Below are 20776 nucleotides of genomic sequence, written 5' to 3' on the forward strand. Positions count from 1 at the left end.
AAAATTAAACTTATTGCGGCCCGGCTATGTTATTAAATCGTACCACGAATCATCTGCCACAAATTGCAAGGACGTAACTCTTTGAATCACAGATACGGGTTCCTTTTCTCCATCACTCGCCTGATCGAGATAATGGTGCCGTTCTTTGTTTTATTCATATCATTCACATTTGCCAAATCCATTCCGCAAAGCGCCTATTCCGGGATGAAGTGGCGGCTGGTCGGGCCCTTTAGAGGAGGAAGGACACTTGCCGCTGCTGGTGTGCCGGGAAATCCATATTTATTTTACTTCGGTTCGGTTGATGGTGGAATGTGGAAGACGGAGAACGCCGGGGTCACCTGGGAGTCGATCTCAGATGGGCTAACTAATTCCTCTGTGGGAGCGTTTGCCGTCGCGCCATCCGATCCGAAAGTAATTTATGTCGGAACAGGAGAAGCCGACATGCGCTCCGATATTACTTATGGAGATGGAGTTTATAAGTCAATCGATGGCGGTTCACACTGGCAGCACATCGGTCTTGAAGACACCAGGCAGATTGGGAAAATCCTTGTCGATCCCCATAATCCTGATTTAGTTCTTGTCGCAGCTCTAGGTCACGCCTACGGTCCGAATATCGAACGAGGAGTCTTTCGAACTTCTGACGGCGGGAAGAGTTGGCAAAAAGTTCTCTATCAAAATCCCAACGTCGGCGTGATAGATCTCGGATGGGATCCTGACTATCCGTCCGTTGTTTACGCTGCGATGTGGCAGGCGAGAAGAACGCCTTGGAGCCAGTATCCACCTGATGAAGGACCTGGGAGCGGAATCTATAAATCAACTGACGAAGGTCTCACATGGACCGAAATTACCGGTTCGGGTCTTCCGGCAAAACCTTACGGCAGGATAGGTGTCGCGGTAGCAAACGGCTCGCGCGGCAGGATAGTTTATGCACTTGTTCAGGATTTGAAGAAGGGATCGGGTCTTTATCGCTCAGACGACGGAGGACAAAATTGGTATCTCACCGGAACGGACAAGCGAATCACCAGAAGAATGTGGTACTTTGCTCACGTCTTTGTCGATCCTAAAAACTCCGATGCGGTTTATTGCCCGGGTATCGCGCTGATGCGGAGTACGGATGGCGGAAAAACTTTCAGCGCGATCAAAGGTGCGCCGGGTGGAGACGACTATCATTATCTGTGGGTCGATCCGACAGATGACAGTCGGATGATTGTTGCGAGCGATCAGGGTACAGTGATCAGCGTGGACGGTGGGAAAAGCTGGTCAAGCTGGTACAACCAGCCGACAGGACAATTTTATCACGTTGCCACCGACAATCGGTTTCCTTACCGGATATACGGCGCGCAGCAGGATGCTGGTACGGTTTCGATTGCCAGCAGGAGCGACTATGGATCAATAACATTCAGAGACTGGCATTCGATCGGCGCAGGTGAAAGCGGATATATCGCTCCCGATCCCATAAATCCCGACATCGTTTATGGTGGAGATGTCTACGGAGGCATGTTCAGATTCGACCGGGCAACGGGGCAGTCGCAGGTTGTCTCTCCGGCGCTTCTTCCTGAATTCAGTAGACCAATCGCCGAGAGAAAGCTACGCTTCACCTGGACATCGCCGATCGTGTTCGATCCACACGGCTCGAACACGATTTACTTTGGCTCGCAGAAAGTGTTGAAGACAAACGACGGCGGGCTTCACTGGGAATCGGTCAGTCCTGATCTCACGAGACTCGACGCCGTTGGAGAAAACTCAGACTCCGCTCACAGCGGCTGGGGAGTCGTCTACACGATTGCTCCGTCGCCCATTGAGGCAGGAATGATTTGGGCTGGCACCGACGACGGATACATTCAACTGACTCGTGACGGAGGAAAACACTGGAAGAATGTAACACCGGCAGATATATTGCCATGGAGCAGGATAAGTATGATCGAAGCATCTCCGTTCGACACAGGTGCCGCTTACGCCGCGGTGGATAGACACAGATTAGATGATATGAATCCATACATATATATGACGACAGATTATGGTGAGCACTGGACGCGGGCCGATAATGGAATCCCGTCCGGATCGTACGTTCACGTCATTCGATCTGACTTGAGAACAAGAGGATTACTGTATGCAGGAACAGAAACCGGAGTTTATGTTTCGTTCGATGACGGAACAAACTGGCAGCCTCTGCAGCTTAATCTTCCGGTCGTGTCCGTTCACGATCTTGCTGTCCACGGAAACGACCTTGTTGCGGCGACTCACGGACGCGCATTCTGGGTGCTGGATGATTTAACCCCGCTTCAGCAGATGACAAAGAATGTTCTTGACTCGGACGTTCATCTTTTCAAGCCCGAGCCCGCGGTGCGGATAAGACGAAGCGAGAATACGGATACTCCGCTTCCGCCTGAAGAGCCTCAAGGAACAAATCCGCCTGCCGGTGCGATCATAGATTATTATTTCAAATCAACACCTCGCGGGCCGATCTCGCTAGAAATAGTCGATGCGTCGGGGAACGTGGTTCGTAAATACTCAAGCTTGAGTGAAAAAATGCCTGGTCCAATTCCACAGGTTATAGCCGATTACTGGCTTCAGGAGCCGGAGCAGCTTGGCACAAATGCAGGTCACAACCGGTTTGTGTGGGACCTCCATTACACGCCTCCTCCCGTTCACAACTATGATTACGGAATGAGCGTGGCGAATCTTCAGTCTGTCAGGGAACCGCAGGGACCGCTTGTCCTGCCGGGGAAATACGAAGTCCGGTTGAGTTATGAAATGAAAACATATTCACAGCCGCTTGAAATCGCGATGGACCCTCGAGTGAAAATTTCAGGTGAAGCATTGAAAGAGCAACTAGAATTGTCGATCGAAGTCTGGAACACAATTTCAGATGCGAATTCGCTTCTGTCTACTCTTGACACGCTTGGGAAGGAGCTCGATGAAATTCGGAGTGAGACTGCAGCGGATTCGGGGTTGCTGTCGAGAGCCGCATCGCTTGTTGGGAAGATTTCTGCGCTGAAAGATTCTCTGGCAATCGACGACATGTCAGGTCTCGAAGTAGATTTAGCGAGGGCCGATCGAGAGCCGACGCAGGAGATGAAAGATGCTTGTCGAGCCATAGAGACAAATCTTTCAAGAACAGAAAACGAATGGAAGCGAATTGAAACCGGAGAGATGTCCGAATTGAACAAAGAATTAAGATCTGCAGGGATGACCGAGATTGAGATCTCGAATGAACCGGCCGTGGATTTGGCGGTTCCGTGGAATCGTTGATTTAGATTCGTTGTGAGGTTGTTTTACAACCAAATGTGTTGGTGAGAATGCGCGAAGGCATTCTGTTTAATAAAAACTAAAAAGGAGGAACAATCATGACGCATATCCACGCGCTGTGGCTGCCGATTTTGTTGTCGTCGGTCGCGGTATTTATTTTGAGTTCAATAATCCACACGGTCTTACCATGGCACAAGGGTGATTATAAAAAGGTGCCGAATGAGGATAAAGTAAGGGACGCGATTCGTCCGCTCGCAATGCCACCGGGAGAATACATGATTCCGAGAGCATCGAGCGGCAAGGAGGTCCGCTCGCCTGAGTTTACGCAGAAGATCAAAGACGGACCGATTCTTCTTGTCACCGTGAGGCCGAACGGTTTGATCCCTTCAATGACCCCGAGAATGATCTCATGGTTTATCTACAACATCGTCATCGGAATTTTCGTAGCATACATAGCGGGACGCGCACTTCCGCCCGGCGCGCCTTATCTTCACGTGTTCAGGTTTGCCGGCGCCACTGCTTTCTTCTGCTACGTCGTCGCACAGTGGGAGATGCCGATCTGGTGGTGGCGCTCCATGAGCCTGACAATCAAGGGAACTGTCGACGGGCTGATCTACGCTTTGGTAATTGCTGGATTCTTCGGCTGGCTTTGGCCGAGATAGGGTAATAAGGCTTTGTCGCCCACCCGGTCTCTACTCGATCATCGAGCTGTTCCATAATAAGTTAGCTGAGTAGAACTTCGCCTGGCAGGATGCACATAAGAATTGGCTTCAGACTGAAGATCCCCTAAACCTCGAAGACGTCTTCATAAGTCAAAAGAAGTCTTTCCGAAACTATGGGAGGTGATTTTGGGGTTGCTGGAAACGATTACGGGCCTCCGGAAAGGGGTTGCGGAGTCACCGGAAGTGCCTGCGAGGTTGCGGAAAACGGTTCCGAAGTCAGCGAAAGCAGTCGAGAACCTCCGGAAAATGGATACGGAGCTGGCGGAAGCGGTTATGGAGTCGCGGAAAATGGTTTCAGACCTGCCGGAAGCGCTCACGAAGTCCCGGAAAATGATTGTCGGGTCGCCGGAAGTCCTTGCAACATCGAGGAAAATGGTCGTGGGATCAACCGGAGCGCATGAGAAGTCGCGGAAAATGATCACAGGTTCGCCGGAAACACTTGTGGGGTCTTGGGAAATGGATGAGTCGAGTAAATCGTGTCTGGTTGGAAATGGGGAGTACGGGCGCTAAATTTGTTACCAGTTTTGGAGCAAAAAGAGCGATCAGCATTGTCAAGCATCAAGCGTCCGTCAGGTGAGCTCATTTACAACAGGAGGCAGAATTCTTGAGCGCATGTATAGGTAAGGTCGTACCATTCATTTTTCTCGTTCTACTAACACAAATCATCCTCTGATTGCGCTGTGATCGAGCGTGACTACATATTACGAATGTTCAAGCTGCTTGGCCAGGCTCTGTCGCGGATTTTATTCTTCAAGGAAATAAAAAGGTACGATGAAGCGCTCGCCGAAGTAGACAATGCAGTGAAATCAATTCTCGGTTTGAACATCGACATGATCGAACGGATGCCAATCGCCGGACTCAAGGATATTCTCGGATCCGACCCCGCACTTCTCCATTCGAAGCTCTGTGCCGCCGGCGCCCTGTTAAAAGAAAAGGGAGAGATCTCGGAGATTCAAGGGAAAGTAGACGAGAGCATGAGACTGTACATGAAATCGCTGTCCCTTTTCATGGAAGAGCTGCCGGTGTTTGAAGATCTTGAGGAAGAAAAAGGGATTCGGGCAATTGACTTTGTCATAGATAAGTTGAAAGAATATGAACTTTCACCTGAGATGAAGAAACGACTCGCAGCATACTTCGAAAAGATGGGAAGGTACGACAAGCTGGAGGATATCTTATTCGAGATTACCGAAGAGGACAGAAGCTTTCTCCAGAACGGCATATCGTTCTACGAGAGACTTCTTTTGAAATCCGACAGGGAGCTTGAGGAAGGTCACCTGCCGAGGAACGAAGTCCAGGATGGTATTACGGAGCTGCAGAAGAAACTGATCGCAAATACTTGAACATTCGTTTTGCATGGCGCTATCAAGATTTGCGTGGTTTTCAAGTCCATAATGGTTAGATTCAAAAAGATTCTGTTGAACGGGCATTGCGACGCGAACTAATGCCCGATGTCCGAAGTTCAAATTGAAAACATAAAGGAGGAGGTATGGAAGTACATGTGAATTATTTGGCCGTGATTCTCGCGGCAATCGCAAGTTATGTCATCGCCATCATCTGGTATGCCGTCATATTCGGAAAAGCATGGCAGAAGCTCACCGGAGTAACCGATATGAAGCCGGCGCCGATGAACATAGTCCTTTCTCTCATCGGTTCGCTCTTGATGAGCTATGTTCTCTACCACTCGATCGCATTCGGAGATTATTACGTTCGAATGTCCGGAATCGGCGGCGGGTTGATGGGAGGATTTTTCAGCTGGATCGGTTTCATTGCTCCCGTCACCTTGATGACCAAACTCTACGAGAAGAAACCGTGGGGGCTCTGGCTCCTCGATAACGGGTTCTGGCTGGTGTCACTGCTGGTTATGGGAATAATCCTTTCGATCTGGATGTAAAGCACCGGTTGTGGCTGTGGAGGAGGACGCCTTAATGATGACGACGTCTTCTTCCAAACTTTCATTTCAAATAATACGCGGCTGAAAGCCATCCGCACCAGTGTTTGTACGAAGCGGGCGCGGTCGTCCCCATGCCGGTATTTTTCAGCGGCAGTACACCTTCGCTGTACGAGTCGGAGTATCTGAGCACCTTTCCATCGAGGGATTTGCCGGTCAATCTCTCGATAACTTTCTTCGTTGTAATCAGTCCGAACGGGACCGAATATTTCCCGCACCACAATGTGTTCTTCATCTCCGCAGTCAGGTCTTCTACTTTCCCGGCTGAAAGAATTCCATCCAGATCGTTATGAGCGATGCGCAAATCGTTTTCGGTCGCTTCTTTATGTGCCTTCGCGTCTTCACCGTATGGAATGTTGTTGAAGTCGCGCCCATAATGGTCCGCGTCGGACGACATGAGAAAGGCGATATCCTTCCCGGGAACGAGATGATTTTGTCTAATGTATTCCGAAATGATCGATGACAATTGATTTGAGATCGTATCCATTCTTCCGAAAGGCATCTGTGTGACCATGATAGGAGTGATCTTGATATCCGGATTGTAATACTGGATGAACGGAAGCAATGCCTCGATTGAATGCTCGAGCGCGTGCGCCTTGTTACTGACGATGCAGTATGATGTGTCTAATTTGCTTTTTATGAATTCACGGAGAGGCGAGATTGAGATGTTTTGTCGAGGGCCGCGCCAGAATTGGAAGCTGTCGAGTATAACGATGTTGTGCGGGTCGCCAATTTCCGGGCGGACGTCGCCGTGCGTAACTCCAAAGATGACGACCTCCTTTGTCCGAAGCACTCTGTATAGCGGATAGTAAACTCTTGCTGCGTACAAATAATCGTCGTGTGGAGATATGGCCGCAATGACCCGGGAAGGTGGTGCCGGTGTTTTATCGACACTCCTTAGGTAATTGATGAGTCTTTTCATTTGGATTGAATCCCAGCAATAGCCTACATTGTCTCTCACCGGCCGGAGATTTCCAAGCGCGGTATCCGCGACCTGTGCCGAGACCATGGAGGTCGGGGATGAAATCATGAATGACAATGCTGCGGCTAAGATAAGGCGTTTCATTGTACCTCGCTCTTTCTGTAAATGTAAAAGAATTGACCTAAATCTTCATGATTCATTCGGTTGGTGCCACAATATTTTCAGCAGTCGTTCGTCTTAACTATTAAAAGTGCAATTAAGCTTAGTGACAGAAAACTCGACACAGATAGAAGCCACTATCGAGAAAGAAAAAGGAAGGCTTTATAACTTCATCAGGCGAAATGTGCCTAATAAAGAAGATGCAGAGGATATTTTGCAGGACGTTCTTTACCAATTTGCGAGCAGTTTCGAAAGCATTCGGTTGATGGACAGAGTTTCATCGTGGCTGATGCACGTGGCGAAGAATAGAATCATCGATTCACGAAGAAAGAAGAAGCCGAAGGCATTTGGCGACATAAAAATAAGCATTCCGAATGACGAATCGGACAGCAAGCTTTCGTTGGAGGAAATTATTCCAAATCTCGGAGAGCTTCCTGACGAAGAGTACTGGAAGAACCAGTTTTGGGATGCAATAGAAGACGCGCTTGACGAAATGCCGGACGAGCAGCGCGAGGTATTTGAAATGAACGAGTTTGAAGATATGAGCTTTAAAGAAATATCTGAAATAAAAAATGAACCGATCAACACCCTTCTTTCACGGAAACGTTATGCGGTTCTATTTTTGAGGAAACGTTTAAAAGATTTATATGAGGAGTTAAAAAACAATGTGTAGCAGATATGGACATTGGCGCGGACCGAGGAAGCCATGGTGGTTTATCTTTGGTTTGCCGTTTGTGTTATTGTTTCTTGCAATCGGGACTTTTGTACTGATGTGGCTGTGGAATTTGCTTCTCCCTGAAATATTCGGGATAAAGATGATCACTTTTTGGCAGGCTCTCGGATTGCTGATTCTCTCGAAGCTCTTGTTCGGTGGAGTTCACAGGAGACCGAGACCTTTTTACGGCCACCCGCGACATTGGGACCGCTGGAAGAAATGGCATGAAGAAGAGGAGGAGGGCCACGAAGGTGCCTCCGGTGAAGAGAAGACAGTGTAAATGAAATTGACCGACGATTGGTGGAGGCGAAAGATGTCGTGCCTCCACACCGGTCGGCGGCGCGAGAGATTGATGGAGGAGCAGCACAATGTTTTACCGATTGGTTCTAGATCTTCATTCATGGATCAGGTGGCTCGTCTTATTGACGCTTATTTTTGCCGTATATCGGAGCTTCAAAGGATGGATTACTGCTTCAGAGTTCAAGAGAACAGATAGAATCGCGAGGAATCTCGCGTCGATTACTGTACGAGTTCAGTTCGTTATCGGAGTTCTCCTTTATGTGATAAGCCCCATCACGCAGTATTTTATCTCAAATATCAAGCAGGCCTGGGGGATACCGCAGGTTGCTATGTTTGGATGGATGCACCCGGTCGGCATGATTATCGCGATTGCGCTCATCTCAATCGGAGAAGTGAGATCGAAGAAAGCGGCCGATGATCATAAGAAGTTCACAAGGGTTGCAATTTTCTATACAATTGCTTTGGTAATCATCTTTCTAAGTATCCCGTGGCCATTTATGTCGAACGTCTCGAGGCCGCTCTTCAGAACGTTTTGACGGAACGGACTGCCTGACCATGAAAGCCAATCACAAAAAGAAAAAAATAGAGGAACAAATGAAATACTTAATCGCATCGGAAGGCAACTCAATTGATAACAAGGTAAGCGGTCATTTCGGCAGGGCACCCTTCTTTCTAACTTATGATGATGAAACTAAAACTCTGGCCGCGAAAGCAAACGATGGTTCGCTCGACCCTCATCTTGTAATCAGAGACGAGGCAAAAGCCGGAATGAAAACTATGATCTGTGGGGGAATTGGCCCGCACGCTTATCAGGTTGCCGAGAAATTTAATGTCAAGGTCTGTATTGCTTCGGATATCAGTGTGGCTGAAGCAGTGAAGCTGGCCGGCGATGGAAGGCTTCAAGTGACTTCAGGGCCTACTGCTCATCACCACCACGAGCAGGGACAACACCATCATGGCACGCAGGGCTGAATCCTGTTACGATGGATGAGTTCATTGCTGCCTTATATGCCATGGTGCCCGAGCTTCATGCTTCCAAGGAGTTTAGTCTGCACTTGGGAATAAGTTGCCGGGTTCAAGTCCCCCTATCAACGGCGGCATTGCATATTTGGCAGAGAGGAGGATCTCCGGTGACTCAACATGGTTAGAATATGCTTATCTTACTTTCGGGATCGATGTAATATCTGTAAACCTTTACGTTGCAGAAGAATTCATCTTCGTCTACTCGAAAATCTTTCGGGTCAAAGTTTTTAAGTTTCATAGTCTGCCACTCTGTCGTGGGTCTTATAAACTCGAAATGATTTTTCTTTGTAGCGACCTTTATTGGCATCCTGAAATCTTTCACGTCGGCGTTCCACTTGTAGCGAAGGGCGGTGCTGTCTCCCTTTTGCGTGACGAAAACGAGCAGCTGCGGCAAAGTCGAGTATCGCAGATATTGCTCGAAGAGATAATTGTAGTCGCCACCAGTTCTCTGGTTGATATAACTAATTATGTCGTTGGCATAGACCGTTTGGTACGCAAACTTCTCCTGGATCCCCTTCAAAATTGAAAACCATAGTCTGTCATTTGCGATGACATCGCGAAGCGTGTTCAATGCGAGCTGTCCTTTGTCGTACATGTCGCCAGAGCCTTCCTGGTTCACATTATACGGCCCGATTATCGGCTTGTCGTTTTTGACATTTTGTTTTTTTGCGTTGATGTATTCCAGAGCCGCTTTGTGTCCCCAATTATATTCCACGTAAAGGGCTTCTGCGTAAGCACCAAAGCTTTCATGTATCCACATGTCGGCAATGTCTTTCGATGTTACGCTGTTGCCCCACCATTCATGAGCGCTCTCATGTATAATTATGAAATCGAATGTCAACCCGACTGACGAGCTGGCTCTTCCTTCGTAACCGAGCTGATAATGGTTGCCGTAGGCGATGGCGGTCTGGTGTTCCATGCCGTTGTGCGACGATTCGATGAGTTTGTAGCCATCCCGGTAGAACGGATATTTGCCGAAATATTTTTCATAGCATGCCAGCATTGTCTTCACTTCTCTGAATTGCTTTTTCGCTTCCCTTAAATTTTCTGGCATCACGTAATAGTCCAGGGTTAGTTTGGTTCCATCTCTGCTTTTGTAGACGTCACTGAAGTGCGCATACTTGCCAACATTGATTGTAACGTCGTAGTTATTAATGGGATAGCTGATGAACCAGTTGTACTGAGATTCACCGTCAGGCAAATCGACTTTGCTTCTCAATCTTCCATTCGAAACATCTTCGAGTCCTTTCGGAACGGTGACGCTGAGCAGCATGCTGTCCGGCTTGGCAGTTTGATGGTCTTTGTTCGGCCACCAAAGGCTCGCGCCCGTTCCCTGGCATGTGACCATCACCCATGGATTACCATGCGCGTCTTTTTTCCAGATGAAGCCGCCGTCCCACGGCGGATTCGCAGCCACCTGAGGTTCTCCGGAGTAATAGAAAATGAGCTGATGCAATGTGTTCTGCGCCAGCGCCTTTGGCATATCGATAAACACCGCCCCAAATTCACGCGAGTATTTCAGAAGTGTACCGTTTTCGAACTTTATCGAATCAACCGCCATGTTGGCGAAGAGATCAACCTGCATTCTGTCGAATGGAGTTACCACTTTGAATCGAATTGTATTCGAACCTTCTATCGATTCGGAGTCGGGATTTATCGCGACGTTGAGGTGATAATAAGTCACGTCGTAGCATGTTCTCAGAGGGGACAAATACCCGCGAAGCGAATCGGCCCTCGTAAACGGTACCCAATTGTAATGAGAAGGTTCCTGACCGGATACAATCAGTGCAGAGCTCAGGATCGAAAGGGAAAAGAACAGGATATGTTTTGTCATGGTCGTCACTGGATTTGCTGGTTTTTTAAAAACGATGGAAGAAATTTAGTTTCTTTGCAACAAGCTTGCAACAATATCAGGACGATTTAGATTATTTTTTTATCGGGATCCGATGGGGATGGAATTACGCCTGAATTCTCTCGAAGAAATAGCTTCCGACACCAAGGAGTGCAACCGTGAGCACGATCAGAACGGTGAAATCTGTCGCCATTCCGAAGGTTGTTGCCGAGTACAGGAATGAATAGCGGAGTCCATCGACACCATAGGTGAGCGGGTCAAGAGTCGCCACAATGTCTAGAGCTTTCGGCGCACCTTCCAACGGGAAGAGCGCACCGGAAAGGAAGAAAGTAGGCATAACGAGAAAGTTTATTATCAGCTGAAATCCCTGCATATCTTCCATGGTTGAAGCGAGAGCTATCCCAAGTGAAGTGAAAAGTAGAGCTACCAGAAAAACAACCATGAGACCCGCCGGCAGCATGTATAAATTTTGAGGACGAAAGCCAACGAGGAGAGTCATTACAAAGACAATGATTCCCTGTACGGTCGCCACTGTCGCTCCGCCGAGCGTCTTGCCAAACATGATTTGCAATCTCGATACGGGTGCAACCATGGTCTCTTTCAAAAATCCGAATTGTCTATCCCAGATGAGATCTATGCCGGAGAAAATAGCAGTGAAGAGCACGCTCATCAGAACAATTCCCGGAGCTAAGAATTGCATGTAATTTCCGGCGCCTGCTCTCTTGTAGATTGATCCGAAACCGAATCCGAAGGCGAGAAGGAATAGAAGGGGTTGGCCCAGCGAGCCGATTATTCTTGACCTTGACCTGAAGTATTTCTTGACTTGTCTGAGCCACATTATGTAGATGACACTCATCTTCTTCTCCCTCTCCAGAGTTGTCCCATCCTTCTCAAGCGATCCAGGCTGCTCGCTTCTTCTTCTCGAATCTTGTGCCCCGTCAGATTGAGAAAAGCATCTTCGAGAGTTTCGGAGTTAGTACGGCTTTTGAGCTCATTTGAAGTGCCGGTTGCAATGATCTTACCATGGTCGATAATGGCAATCCGGTCTGCCACTCTGTCTGCTTCCTCCATGTAATGCGTCGTGAAGAAAACCGTCATGTTTTCCTTTTTGTTTATCTCTTTCACATAGCTCCACATGTGGTTCCTTGTTTGAGGGTCGAGACCGAGCGTGGGCTCATCGAGGAAGAGGATGGTCGGGTGATGCAGCAATCCGCGGGCAATTTCCAGCCTTCGCTTCATGCCGCCTGAGAAAGTCTTGACCATGTCCTCTCTTCTATCCCAGAGTTCAACGAACTTCAGAAGCTCCTCGATTCTTTTAGCCCTGATGTCCTTCCGGACATTATAGCAGACGGCATGGAACTGCATATTTTCCAGCACCGTCAAGTCTTCGTCAAGGCTTGGATCCTGGAACACGATCCCGAGGGATTTCCGCACGCCGTCTTTGTCATGAACCGGATCGTGTCCATTCAAGATTATTTTTCCGCTTGTTGGATGAAGCAGCGTAGTGAGCATCTTGATGGTGGTCGATTTTCCGGCTCCATTAGGTCCAAGAAAAGCGAACGTCTCGCCTCTCTTCACTTCAAAAGAAATGTCGTCGACTGCGACCAGCTCGCCGAATTTCTTTACCAGGTTCGAAACCATGATTATGTTTGCGTGATCGATATTCAAACTCAAATTCGTTTCTTTCTCAATCACATCGGGAGTTTCGGTTCGCATGGATTATTCTCCGCGCAGAGCGTTTACGATATTCAACCGCGACGCCCGTGCCGAAGGGAAGAAACCCCCGAATATTCCCATCAGGATGGCAAATATCAGCGAAGCCGCAATAGACGATGGAGAAAGAGCAAAGCCGAAAGTCAAATCGGCGAAGGAGTTAAAGTTCATCGTCGATACGGAGACGAACTGAAGCGACGAGGCGATCAAGATTCCGACAATTCCGCCGGCGACCGAGATAAGAATGGCTTCGAAGAGAAATACGGTAAGTATGCTCCTCCTGCTGAAGCCGAGCGCTCGCAAGGTTCCTATTTCTTTTGTGCGATTCGCAACCTCGGCATACATGGTAATCATCGCACCTATCGCTGCACCCACACTGAATATCACCGTGACGAAGATGCCTATCACTCTTATGAATGTGGAAAGCGTTTCAGACTGCTCCGCGAAATATTCCTGCTCCCGCTTCGGCTCGAATTCCTGAAGACGCCTATCCGCAAGGAATGCCTGTTTGAATTTGTCGAAGTCGGAAGGATTATCCAGCTTTAATGTAATGGTCGAGCAGCTGCTTCCTCTGTGGAATGCGTCTTGAATCTGGCGGTAATCACACCATATTTCGGAATCGAAGCCGCTTCCATCGGTTGAAAAAATGCCGACCACTTTCCAATAGTCTCCTGCCAATTTAATGGAGCCGCCCATGCGAGCTTCCGGAAATCTCTTTGCAATCGACTGGCCTACGATCACTTCTCTTAGAGAAGGGTTGAACATCCTTCCTTCGATTATTTTGACGTTCGGATGAATGTATAAGGTCTGTTGAGTGACTCCACGGACCGTGACATTGGTGAGACCGCCGTCGGGCAGGGTAATGCTTATGACCACAACGGGCTGATATGAAATTGCCTGGCCGCCGTCCGGTGTTTTTGCGATGTACGGCAAAGTTGCCACGACATTTTGTGTTGCGCCGAGAATTATGCTTGAAATTTCGCCGTTAGACCCCTTCCTCGATATGACAACATTGTCCGGCGAACCGGTCGCGACAAGAGTTTTCCTTACGCCGTTGGCCATCATCAGAACTGCCGTGAATACAAATATGACAAGCGCAATTCCGGCAAGTGTGATGACAGTTGAGAGCCTTCTTCTGCCAAAATTTTTTATCATGTATTTGAACGGTACACTCATTTTCAAATCCTGGATTTTAAGTTTACAATTCTGAATTGTGAATCGTTGGTCGAAAATTGTTCGAGGTCATCCCACGAACCTTAATCCGTCGGCAATCCTCGTTGTCAAAGCACGTCTTATCGGGAAAACCGCCGCCGCTATTCCAACAACGATCACTGCGATCACAGCGAGGATCAAATTTTTCGGCTCGACCTCAAAGACGGGGAAGAAGCTTCTCGGGATACTATCTCCCATTCCGTTCACCGCACCGAAAGTCAGGAAAATTCCAAGTGCACCGCCGATCGCAGAGATAAAAAGTGACTCTCCAAGGATCAAACCGATCAGATGCTTTGCAGAAAAACCCAGCGCCTTGAATACGGCATATTCTCTCGTCCGCTCTCTTGCAGACATTATCATGGTGTTGCCGAGAACGAGCATTATAATTCCGACGATTATGAACGACATGTATTGCATCCCGTCGACAATCGCACTTGAAGCAGATACGAATCCTTGTTGAAATGCCCGCTCCGTCTCCGTCTTTGTCTCTGCAGGCGAATTAGCGAACAAGTCGTCGATGTTTTTTGAAACTGCGCTTGCATCGGCAGAATTATCAATTCTCACAATGTACCAACCAACCTGGTCCCCGCGTGTGGGGAAATCCTGCTTGACTTTTTCATTCAGATAATTCCATTGGAAAAACATTTGTGTGGCATCGGTCGATTTGAATTTTGGTGTGTAGATGCCTCGAACGACAAATTGCCATTTCCCGGGATAAATATCGCCGTCAAGCGTGATCATGTCGCCGAGCTTGAAGTTGTATTCCTTTGCGAGGGCGCTCCCGACAACGCAGGCGTCGCCTTCTTTTTGGAAATCTTCCAGTTCGTTTTTGCTGATCAAGTATTCCGGATAAACATCAAAGACGGTATTCGGATCGGCAGCCATGCGGGCAAAGAAATGGCTCTGGTCGATGTATGTGCCGCCAAACCAGTTCATGTAAGTCACTTCTTTCACACCGGGTACTTGTTTTATCTTCTCCAGATAGGAATAGGGAAGCGGATTGATAATCGTTACCGCGTCGCGCGTTACAAGCCTGTCAACTTCCGATGCCTCGACGCCGGAATTCCAGCTTGACACGGCGGTTTGAATCAAGCCGAATGCGGTGACGGCGATTGCCAGGCCCAGAACGGTCAACGTTGTTCGCAACTTGTGTCGGAATACGTTCTTTATGATGAGCTTTAGTACTCTCATGGTTGCTCCTTCACCAGGTCGCCCTTTTCAAGATGACGCAGAGATTTAGCTTTCTGTGCAGTGTGAGGGTCGTGTGTTACCATCACAATTGTTTTCTTGAATTCGGAATTCAGCCTTTGCATAAGCGTCATGATTTCTTCCGCCGAATTCTTGTCGAGGTCCCCCGTCGGTTCATCTGCAATAAGAAGTACGGGATCCGTAACGATTGCCCGCGCGATCGCGACTCTTTGTTCCTGTCCGCCGGAAAGCTGTTTGGGATAGAAGTCCATCCGATCTGCGAGGCCTACGATTGTGAGGGCACTTTCAACGTGATTTTTTCTTTCGGATTTTGAGAGGTTTGTCAGGAGAAGCGGGAGCTCGACGTTTTCGAATGCCGTCAGCACGGGGATCAGGTTATAGAACTGAAAGATGAAGCCGATATTTGTCGAGCGCCACTTTGCAAGGGCAGATTCGTTAAGCTTTGAAATGTCGGTGCCGTTTATGACAATCTCACCGGAGCTCGGTTTGTCGATTCCCGCAATCATGTTCAGCAGGGTTGTCTTGCCGGATCCCGATGGTCCCATAAGTGCGAGGAATTCTCCGTCTGGAACATCGAGGTCGATATTATTCAGAACCGGGACTTCGATGCTGTCGCGCCGGTAAGATTTCGTTACATTATTTATCTCGATAAGGTTTTTCATGCTATCCTTTCTCCCGAGTCTCTTTTTGAAAAGTCGATTGTTGGTAAATGGTTTTTGTTCATTGTTTCACGGTGACCTTTGCACCGTTTTTTATTTGCCCGCCCGGTGAATCGATAATTTGGTCGCCGTCGGCCAAGCCGGATTTTATTTCAGTGTAACTTCCGAAATTTCTTACAACGGTGATTGCAGTTTCGACAGCGTCGCCGTCTTTTATTTTGAATACAACATTTTGATCGTCTCTTGTCACGATAGCAGACGATGGAATAACCACGGCCGGTTTGTCGTTGTTTATACCACTGGCATTTGTTCCATTATTCTTCATGAACAAGACTTTAGCACTCATCTCCGGCAAGACACGGCTATCATATTTCTTGAAAGCAACTTTTACCGTTACCGTGGCCTTGCCGCGATCTGCGGTCGGGACGATCTTAGCTACGTAACCATCGTAGTGCACATCCGGGTATGCATCGAGAGTAATTTGACAATCCTGATTAATCTTTACTTTTTCGATGTTCGATTCGGAAACGTCTGCTTCGACTTGAAGCGAGCTCATGTCTGCGATCGTGACGACAGCTCCGCGTGAGTTAACACCGCCGGCCATAGGAGCGAGGATCTCACCGACGTCGGCATCTTTCGTCAGGACCGTGCCGTCGAATGGTGCACGAACTAAAGTATTCTCGTCGGCCACTTCTGCCGACTCAACATTTGCCTTCGCTACGTCGACGGAAGCCAGTGCTTTCTTGTATTGGGTCTCGGAATTTTCAAAAGTCGACTCGGTAATTGATCCGGATTTCAATAGCTTCTGATTTCTCTCATAATTCCATTTCGCATCTGCGAGCGTGACTTCACTCACCTCGAGATTAGCTTTCGCCTCGTCTAATTGTGCCTTAACGTCGCTGTCTTCGAGTCTCGCAATGATTTGATCTTTTTTTACTTTGTCGCCCTCCACGACTCCGAGATAAACGAGTCGCCCGGTTGCTTTCGATGCGACGGCGGCCTTTCTTTGTGCCACGACATAACCGCTCGCAGTGAGCAATGCGTCAGTCTGTGACGCTGACTGCACGACCGCGGTTGCCACCTTTATGTTCACAGGCGGATCCAAGACCGTTCTCGAGAGGGCAACCATTACGCCTGCAATCAGTACCAGTGGAACACCAATGGTAAATAGCCTCTTGATTCCACTTCCCCGTGCGGGGTTCGACTGGCTTCTCGATCTATCTATTTTCAGGCCCGATAGATCAGCATTTTTCGTTTCCACATTTGCCTCTATTAGTTTTTTAATTCACAGAAGGAGTCCGCTTGAGGCGGACAAAATTCAAAAATTAGGATTTCCTGTTTAGTCTTCGAGCTCCTCGCAAAGGAACCCGTGCCTCGTCACTTCTTCAACAATTTTGTTCATGGTAATGTTCTCACATTCGACACGTAAAACTTTGTCGCAATCTTCAAGATCTATGGTACAGGAGCGAATCCCTTGCTCCTTCTCCAAATTGCCTTTCAAACGCGAGAAATCTGATTTTTTGGCTATATTCGTCCGAAAAATGAACAAATCTGTCAACTGAGTTTCTGCAGCATGGTCTCCGGTTATCATGGTTGTTCTCACTTAGGATTTATATTTTAACGTTTATTCCGTCAATACGGTAGTCGTTCGGCTAAGTCAAAATTCGACACCGATATGAGATGTACACACAAGGTTGATTTCTCCGGTGAAATCCGGTCGAAGATTGACTCCCTCAACTTATAATGACGAACGGAAAGTGTCCAATATTGTTTCGTTAACTTATTGCTAAGTAATGAAGAAGCGGATGTTTCTTTAATACATGAAGATATCAAGATCGGATCCTCTTTTTTTCCTTCACGGTGGATCTCCCGTTGATTCGACATGCGTCCTCATATTCTAACAGGTCTATTTCGCATCCATCTCCTATCATGACGTTTTTCCCTCGGACTATTTTTGCTTTTGTGTCCTCCAGCTGTAACTCGTCGCCCTCGATGCTGTCCGCAATCAATTTTCCCTTGAAAAAGTCTGGGGGCATGAAAAGCGATTTTAGCATGTTTGCCAGCTTGGAGTGATGTCCTCGCCTTATACTGACCCTTTCACCGCCGATTTCGGCGACTTTACAACGGCTATGGATTCGGATGTCTATGTCATCGGCGCTGAGCAATCCGCCTATCGTGAGGGGACCCTCTGATCTGAACGTCTCAGCCTCACAATTCTTTCTTATCGTTGCGTAACCAGTCATCCTTAAGTCATCCGATTTCACGCCGCCTTTTATGTCAACGCCGCCGCGCAGGACAAGATCTCCGGCGTTGACGTCACCGTTTGTTTCTACATTTCCGTCGATCCGGACTTCCTCGGTTTCCAACGAGCCTGTGATTGAGACAGAGCCGACTATTCTCACGTGCTTAGACCTTAAGTTGCCCTCGATCCGGGAATTTCCAATAGACTTAAAGTTTATGCAGTCTAAGTTTCCATTAATGATGCTGTCGCCGATTATTTTTGCATTTCTATAGAGTCCACCGGATGCACTATTGTCTCCGATGATCTTAAGATCTGCCCTCGCGCTGTTTGTTGAATGAGTTTTCATTTCCACTAAACTTTCTTGTTTTCCTTTACGGAGGAGTCGCGATCTTTGTAAAAAGTATTCTTGTATTCAACCTTATCGATTTGGCATCCCGGTCCGACCTTCACATTTCCGCCACGAACCACTTTCACCGTTACATTTTCTAGATAGATGTTGTCACCCTCGATAGTCTCGACAGACAAATAACGATTCATTTGCCACATCGGGAAGAGCGAGCTAAGAAACTTTTTGAAGCCGAACGCGCTGCCGGCTTTGATTTCAATTTCCTGACCGCCAATTTCTCTTGCTCTAGACGCAACATACATCTCGATGTCTATTTTGTCGGCGTTTAGCAGGCCGCCGATCGTAAATCCTCCTTGCGACCTGAAGGTTTCTGCGCCGCAGTCTTTGTTCACCTTTAACATGCCGCGGTTCTCGATCCGGTCTGCCGATACTGCTCCACCAATTTCCGTCATCCCATCTATGATAAGGTCTTCTGCTTTGACACTCCCGTTAATTTCTGATTTGCCCGCCACTCTGGCTGTTCTGGTTTTGACATTTCCATGGATGCATCCAAGTCCGTTTATCTGGAGCTCAACACAGTCTAGGTCCCCATTGATGTCTCCTTTGCCGTTTATCTGCACGTAATTGTAGTTCCCGCCCGAAGAGTTCCCGAGCCCGTTTATGCGCAAATCATTTTTCATATTTTTAACCATTTGTTATCTCTACGTTGGACAACTTTTGTTTTAGTTCCTCTATGCAGCCTGTAATATTTTGCCTGCCAACGATCTTGGTGGCCGATTCAAAATGAATTTGATTCGGTGCGGTGACAATAAGGCAGCTCGAGACGCCGAGCTTTCGAATAAATATTAGATCGCAGTTCTTTCCCTCGAAGGAAGCGTAATGTTCGTCGAGGGTTCTGATAAGAATCTTTCCTTCATCAGAATTTATCTCGCCTGACTGGAGCATTTTGTCGAGGATATAAACGAAGAGTATCTTTTCAAAGTCGAATGAGCCGGGCTCTCCAGAAGTCTCAACAAAAATGTCCACAGCTACTGCCGAGACAATCTTCTCCTGGGTCAATTTGTCTTTGTCGGAGTGGACGTCTGCGGGATTTGGTGAGAGGATGTCCGCGACCTCGTCGAGCGAAGCGTCTTCTTTCATGTTTTTGATCTTGTCGATCCGAGACAGAATCTTGTCGCGCGGGAAGAAGGTTTCCTGTCCGGTAAAAGTTGACTTGCGGATGAACCAATCTTCGGGTATCAGTGCCTTTCTTTTCCACCTGTAGAGCTGTCCGTATGATATCCCGGTCAATTCGAGCAGGTCCTTCTTCGATATTAGATCATTTTCCATTTTCTTCAGCCTCTGACATAATATAACATAACATTGTTACGTTGTCAAGAGTCAATTTCATTACATATACGTCGATTTGCCATTCTTGTTTCGTTATATGTAATAATCTCCAAATTTTCCGTGAAAACAGGTTGTTATTCTTGCGAGGTCTTCGAAGATCACTTTTTTATCAACTTCTCAAGGACATTGATATGTTCTTCCAATGCGCGCTTTCCTTTTTCAGTGATCCTGTATTTTGTCTGTGGTTTTCTGTCGACGAATTTTTTCTTCATTGAGACATAGCCTGCGTCTTCTAATTTGCGCAGGTGAGTGCTCAGGTTGCCGTCCGTGGTCTTTACCATACCTTTCAGGAAATTGAAATCCGCTTCAATCACGCTTACCAACGCGGCGATGATTGCAACTCTTATTCTAGACTGGAGCGTGTCATTGAGTTGTTTGTAGTCGAAATCGGTCATTTCGTATCTGGATGCGCTTGTTGGTCTCGCCATTGTTTGCGGAACAGCATTCCCGGGATGACCATGAAAAGAATTATCATAACGCCGAAAATGGGCATTGTCTCGAGACCTCTTACGAGAAACATCAAAAGCGAGCCTACCCACCATGCGACGGCTACGTATAGCACCCAATTCAGTTTTTGAACCAAGGCAGTGACGGCGAAACTCACCCCCATGATGGTCGCGAATACCGGGGCAATTGCCCAGTCTTCGAGCCCTCCGGAAATTGTTCCAGCGAATCCAAGGATTGTCATGGCAATTCCACAGCTTGTCCACACGTAGGAGAGGATCTTGACCCCCAGGTTTTCCATGGATGGCCTCTTGCGTATCCCCATGACGATGGAGAATATCCATCCTGATCCGATTATCACGACCCAAATCCAGATTGCCAGATGACCGTAACCCGCAATTATCGCTCCGTAAGATGCGAAGACCGCTATGCTTATTAAGATCCCCCAGGTAATTATTTCTTTCCCGCTGTTGCACGTAAATTCCCTGCTTTCTTCGATAACCCTTTTTATGAGGGCTATCTCCTCAATCGCGCTTTGTTGATCCATTTATCCTCCGTTTATAAAGTACTTTGTATTACAGAGTAAGTTACATAATCGCGAGTAATTTGTCAAGAAAAAAGTGAATGATCTTTTGGGTCGCCATTGTACAACTCAGTCTCATTTGTTAACTT

General features: G+C 47.7%; 23 protein-coding genes. 9 read left to right on the top strand and 14 right to left on the bottom strand.

Going from position 1 to position 20776, the window contains the following annotated elements:
• The first annotated feature begins 81 nt into the window (after positions 1-81).
• The 5 genes from VLX91_11015 (at position 82) to VLX91_11035 (ending at position 5862) form a co-directional block, all read left to right on the top strand.
• Positions 82-3252 (top strand): hypothetical protein, encoded by a 3171-nt coding sequence (locus VLX91_11015; GenBank protein HUI30738.1) that lies wholly within the window; start codon positions 82-84, stop codon positions 3250-3252.
• A 95-nt stretch (positions 3253-3347) separates the two neighbouring features.
• Entirely contained in the window at positions 3348-3911 is a 564-nt protein-coding gene (locus VLX91_11020) for a hypothetical protein (GenBank protein HUI30739.1), read from the top strand.
• A 186-nt stretch (positions 3912-4097) separates the two neighbouring features.
• On the top strand, positions 4098-4481 hold the full coding sequence (locus VLX91_11025) for a hypothetical protein (protein HUI30740.1): 384 nt from the start codon (positions 4098-4100) through the stop codon (positions 4479-4481).
• A gap of 170 nt (positions 4482-4651) precedes the next feature.
• A complete protein-coding gene (locus VLX91_11030; GenBank protein HUI30741.1) occupies positions 4652-5311 on the top strand; it encodes a DUF6483 family protein in 660 nt (219 codons plus the stop codon).
• A 146-nt stretch (positions 5312-5457) separates the two neighbouring features.
• Positions 5458-5862 carry a DUF1761 domain-containing protein gene (locus VLX91_11035; GenBank protein HUI30742.1) on the top strand — a complete coding sequence of 135 codons (405 nt, stop codon included), beginning with the start codon at positions 5458-5460 and terminating at the stop codon, positions 5860-5862.
• Between the two features lie 61 nt (positions 5863-5923).
• Here VLX91_11035 and amrB read toward each other — a convergent pair whose 3' ends face one another.
• Entirely contained in the window at positions 5924-6985 is a 1062-nt protein-coding gene (amrB, locus tag VLX91_11040; GenBank protein HUI30743.1) for an AmmeMemoRadiSam system protein B, read from the bottom strand.
• A gap of 121 nt (positions 6986-7106) precedes the next feature.
• Between amrB and VLX91_11045 the strand changes: the two genes are divergently transcribed.
• From VLX91_11045 to VLX91_11060, 4 genes are all read left to right on the top strand, one after another.
• Entirely contained in the window at positions 7107-7673 is a 567-nt protein-coding gene (locus VLX91_11045; GenBank protein HUI30744.1) for a sigma-70 family RNA polymerase sigma factor, read from the top strand.
• On the top strand, positions 7666-7995 hold the full coding sequence (locus VLX91_11050; GenBank protein ID HUI30745.1) for a hypothetical protein: 330 nt from the start codon (positions 7666-7668) through the stop codon (positions 7993-7995). The genes VLX91_11045 and VLX91_11050 overlap by 8 nt, the downstream gene beginning before the upstream one ends.
• A gap of 88 nt (positions 7996-8083) precedes the next feature.
• A complete protein-coding gene (locus tag VLX91_11055) occupies positions 8084-8551 on the top strand; it encodes a hypothetical protein (GenBank protein ID HUI30746.1) in 468 nt (155 codons plus the stop codon).
• Positions 8552-8609: 58 nt separating this feature from the next.
• A complete protein-coding gene (locus VLX91_11060) occupies positions 8610-8987 on the top strand; it encodes a NifB/NifX family molybdenum-iron cluster-binding protein (protein HUI30747.1) in 378 nt (125 codons plus the stop codon).
• 172 nt (positions 8988-9159) lie between these two features.
• On the opposite strand, the gene VLX91_11065 is transcribed toward VLX91_11060, so the two are convergent.
• The 13 genes from VLX91_11065 to VLX91_11125 all read right to left on the bottom strand — a co-directional run bounded on the left by VLX91_11065 (position 9160) and on the right by VLX91_11125 (position 20651).
• Entirely contained in the window at positions 9160-10872 is a 1713-nt protein-coding gene (locus VLX91_11065) for a M1 family metallopeptidase (GenBank protein HUI30748.1), read from the bottom strand.
• A 124-nt stretch (positions 10873-10996) separates the two neighbouring features.
• Entirely contained in the window at positions 10997-11746 is a 750-nt protein-coding gene (locus VLX91_11070; protein HUI30749.1) for an ABC transporter permease, read from the bottom strand.
• Positions 11743-12606, bottom strand: coding sequence for an ATP-binding cassette domain-containing protein (locus VLX91_11075; protein ID HUI30750.1), 864 nt, complete (start codon positions 12604-12606; stop codon positions 11743-11745). Before VLX91_11075 ends, VLX91_11070 begins: the two co-directional genes overlap by 4 nt.
• A 3-nt stretch (positions 12607-12609) precedes the next feature.
• Positions 12610-13779: an ABC transporter permease gene (locus VLX91_11080; GenBank protein ID HUI30751.1), complete on the bottom strand. Its 1170-nt coding sequence runs from the start codon at positions 13777-13779 to the stop codon at positions 12610-12612.
• A 66-nt stretch (positions 13780-13845) separates the two neighbouring features.
• On the bottom strand, positions 13846-15006 hold the full coding sequence (locus tag VLX91_11085; GenBank protein ID HUI30752.1) for an FtsX-like permease family protein: 1161 nt from the start codon (positions 15004-15006) through the stop codon (positions 13846-13848).
• Entirely contained in the window at positions 15003-15686 is a 684-nt protein-coding gene (locus VLX91_11090) for an ABC transporter ATP-binding protein (protein ID HUI30753.1), read from the bottom strand. The genes VLX91_11085 and VLX91_11090 overlap by 4 nt, the downstream gene beginning before the upstream one ends.
• A gap of 58 nt (positions 15687-15744) precedes the next feature.
• The gene (locus tag VLX91_11095) at positions 15745-16944 is read right to left on the bottom strand and encodes an efflux RND transporter periplasmic adaptor subunit (protein HUI30754.1); all 1200 of its coding nucleotides are present in this window, start codon (positions 16942-16944) and stop codon (positions 15745-15747) included.
• A gap of 78 nt (positions 16945-17022) precedes the next feature.
• The gene (locus VLX91_11100) at positions 17023-17286 is read right to left on the bottom strand and encodes a hypothetical protein (protein HUI30755.1); all 264 of its coding nucleotides are present in this window, start codon (positions 17284-17286) and stop codon (positions 17023-17025) included.
• A gap of 226 nt (positions 17287-17512) precedes the next feature.
• Positions 17513-18271 (bottom strand): polymer-forming cytoskeletal protein, encoded by a 759-nt coding sequence (locus VLX91_11105; protein ID HUI30756.1) that lies wholly within the window; start codon positions 18269-18271, stop codon positions 17513-17515.
• A gap of 5 nt (positions 18272-18276) precedes the next feature.
• Entirely contained in the window at positions 18277-18963 is a 687-nt protein-coding gene (locus VLX91_11110) for a polymer-forming cytoskeletal protein (protein ID HUI30757.1), read from the bottom strand.
• Positions 18956-19600, bottom strand: coding sequence for a YhbD family protein (locus VLX91_11115; GenBank protein ID HUI30758.1), 645 nt, complete (start codon positions 19598-19600; stop codon positions 18956-18958). Before VLX91_11115 ends, VLX91_11110 begins: the two co-directional genes overlap by 8 nt.
• 158 nt (positions 19601-19758) lie before the next feature.
• Entirely contained in the window at positions 19759-20055 is a 297-nt protein-coding gene (locus VLX91_11120) for a transcriptional regulator (protein HUI30759.1), read from the bottom strand.
• Positions 20052-20651 (bottom strand): hypothetical protein, encoded by a 600-nt coding sequence (locus tag VLX91_11125; GenBank protein HUI30760.1) that lies wholly within the window; start codon positions 20649-20651, stop codon positions 20052-20054. Before VLX91_11125 ends, VLX91_11120 begins: the two co-directional genes overlap by 4 nt.
• Between the last annotated feature and the right edge of the window lie 125 nt (positions 20652-20776).

It is taken from the genome of Candidatus Acidiferrales bacterium (assembly GCA_035515795.1).
Lineage (GTDB): Bacteria > Bacteroidota > Ignavibacteria > Kryptoniales > JAKASW01 > JAKASW01.

What these genes read in the sequence shown, in the direction of transcription:
- VLX91_11020 (HUI30739.1), top strand. Translation starts at nt 3,348, where the DNA reads ATGACGCATATCCACGCGCTGTGGCTGCCGATTTTGTTGTCGTCGGTC.
- VLX91_11035 (HUI30742.1), top strand. Translation starts at nt 5,458, where the DNA reads ATGGAAGTACATGTGAATTATTTGGCCGTGATTCTCGCGGCAATCGCA.
- amrB (HUI30743.1), bottom strand. Translation starts at nt 6,985, where the DNA reads ATGAAACGCCTTATCTTAGCCGCAGCATTGTCATTCATGATTTCATCC.
- VLX91_11050 (HUI30745.1), top strand. Translation starts at nt 7,666, where the DNA reads ATGTGTAGCAGATATGGACATTGGCGCGGACCGAGGAAGCCATGGTGG.
- VLX91_11055 (HUI30746.1), top strand. Translation starts at nt 8,084, where the DNA reads ATGTTTTACCGATTGGTTCTAGATCTTCATTCATGGATCAGGTGGCTC.
- VLX91_11060 (HUI30747.1), top strand. Translation starts at nt 8,610, where the DNA reads ATGAAATACTTAATCGCATCGGAAGGCAACTCAATTGATAACAAGGTA.
- VLX91_11065 (HUI30748.1), bottom strand. Translation starts at nt 10,872, where the DNA reads ATGACAAAACATATCCTGTTCTTTTCCCTTTCGATCCTGAGCTCTGCA.
- VLX91_11070 (HUI30749.1), bottom strand. Translation starts at nt 11,746, where the DNA reads ATGAGTGTCATCTACATAATGTGGCTCAGACAAGTCAAGAAATACTTC.
- VLX91_11075 (HUI30750.1), bottom strand. Translation starts at nt 12,606, where the DNA reads ATGCGAACCGAAACTCCCGATGTGATTGAGAAAGAAACGAATTTGAGT.
- VLX91_11080 (HUI30751.1), bottom strand. Translation starts at nt 13,779, where the DNA reads ATGAGTGTACCGTTCAAATACATGATAAAAAATTTTGGCAGAAGAAGG.
- VLX91_11085 (HUI30752.1), bottom strand. Translation starts at nt 15,006, where the DNA reads ATGAGAGTACTAAAGCTCATCATAAAGAACGTATTCCGACACAAGTTG.
- VLX91_11090 (HUI30753.1), bottom strand. Translation starts at nt 15,686, where the DNA reads ATGAAAAACCTTATCGAGATAAATAATGTAACGAAATCTTACCGGCGC.
- VLX91_11105 (HUI30756.1), bottom strand. Translation starts at nt 18,271, where the DNA reads ATGAAAACTCATTCAACAAACAGCGCGAGGGCAGATCTTAAGATCATC.
- VLX91_11110 (HUI30757.1), bottom strand. Translation starts at nt 18,963, where the DNA reads ATGGTTAAAAATATGAAAAATGATTTGCGCATAAACGGGCTCGGGAAC.
- VLX91_11115 (HUI30758.1), bottom strand. Translation starts at nt 19,600, where the DNA reads ATGGAAAATGATCTAATATCGAAGAAGGACCTGCTCGAATTGACCGGG.
- VLX91_11120 (HUI30759.1), bottom strand. Translation starts at nt 20,055, where the DNA reads ATGACCGATTTCGACTACAAACAACTCAATGACACGCTCCAGTCTAGA.
- VLX91_11125 (HUI30760.1), bottom strand. Translation starts at nt 20,651, where the DNA reads ATGGATCAACAAAGCGCGATTGAGGAGATAGCCCTCATAAAAAGGGTT.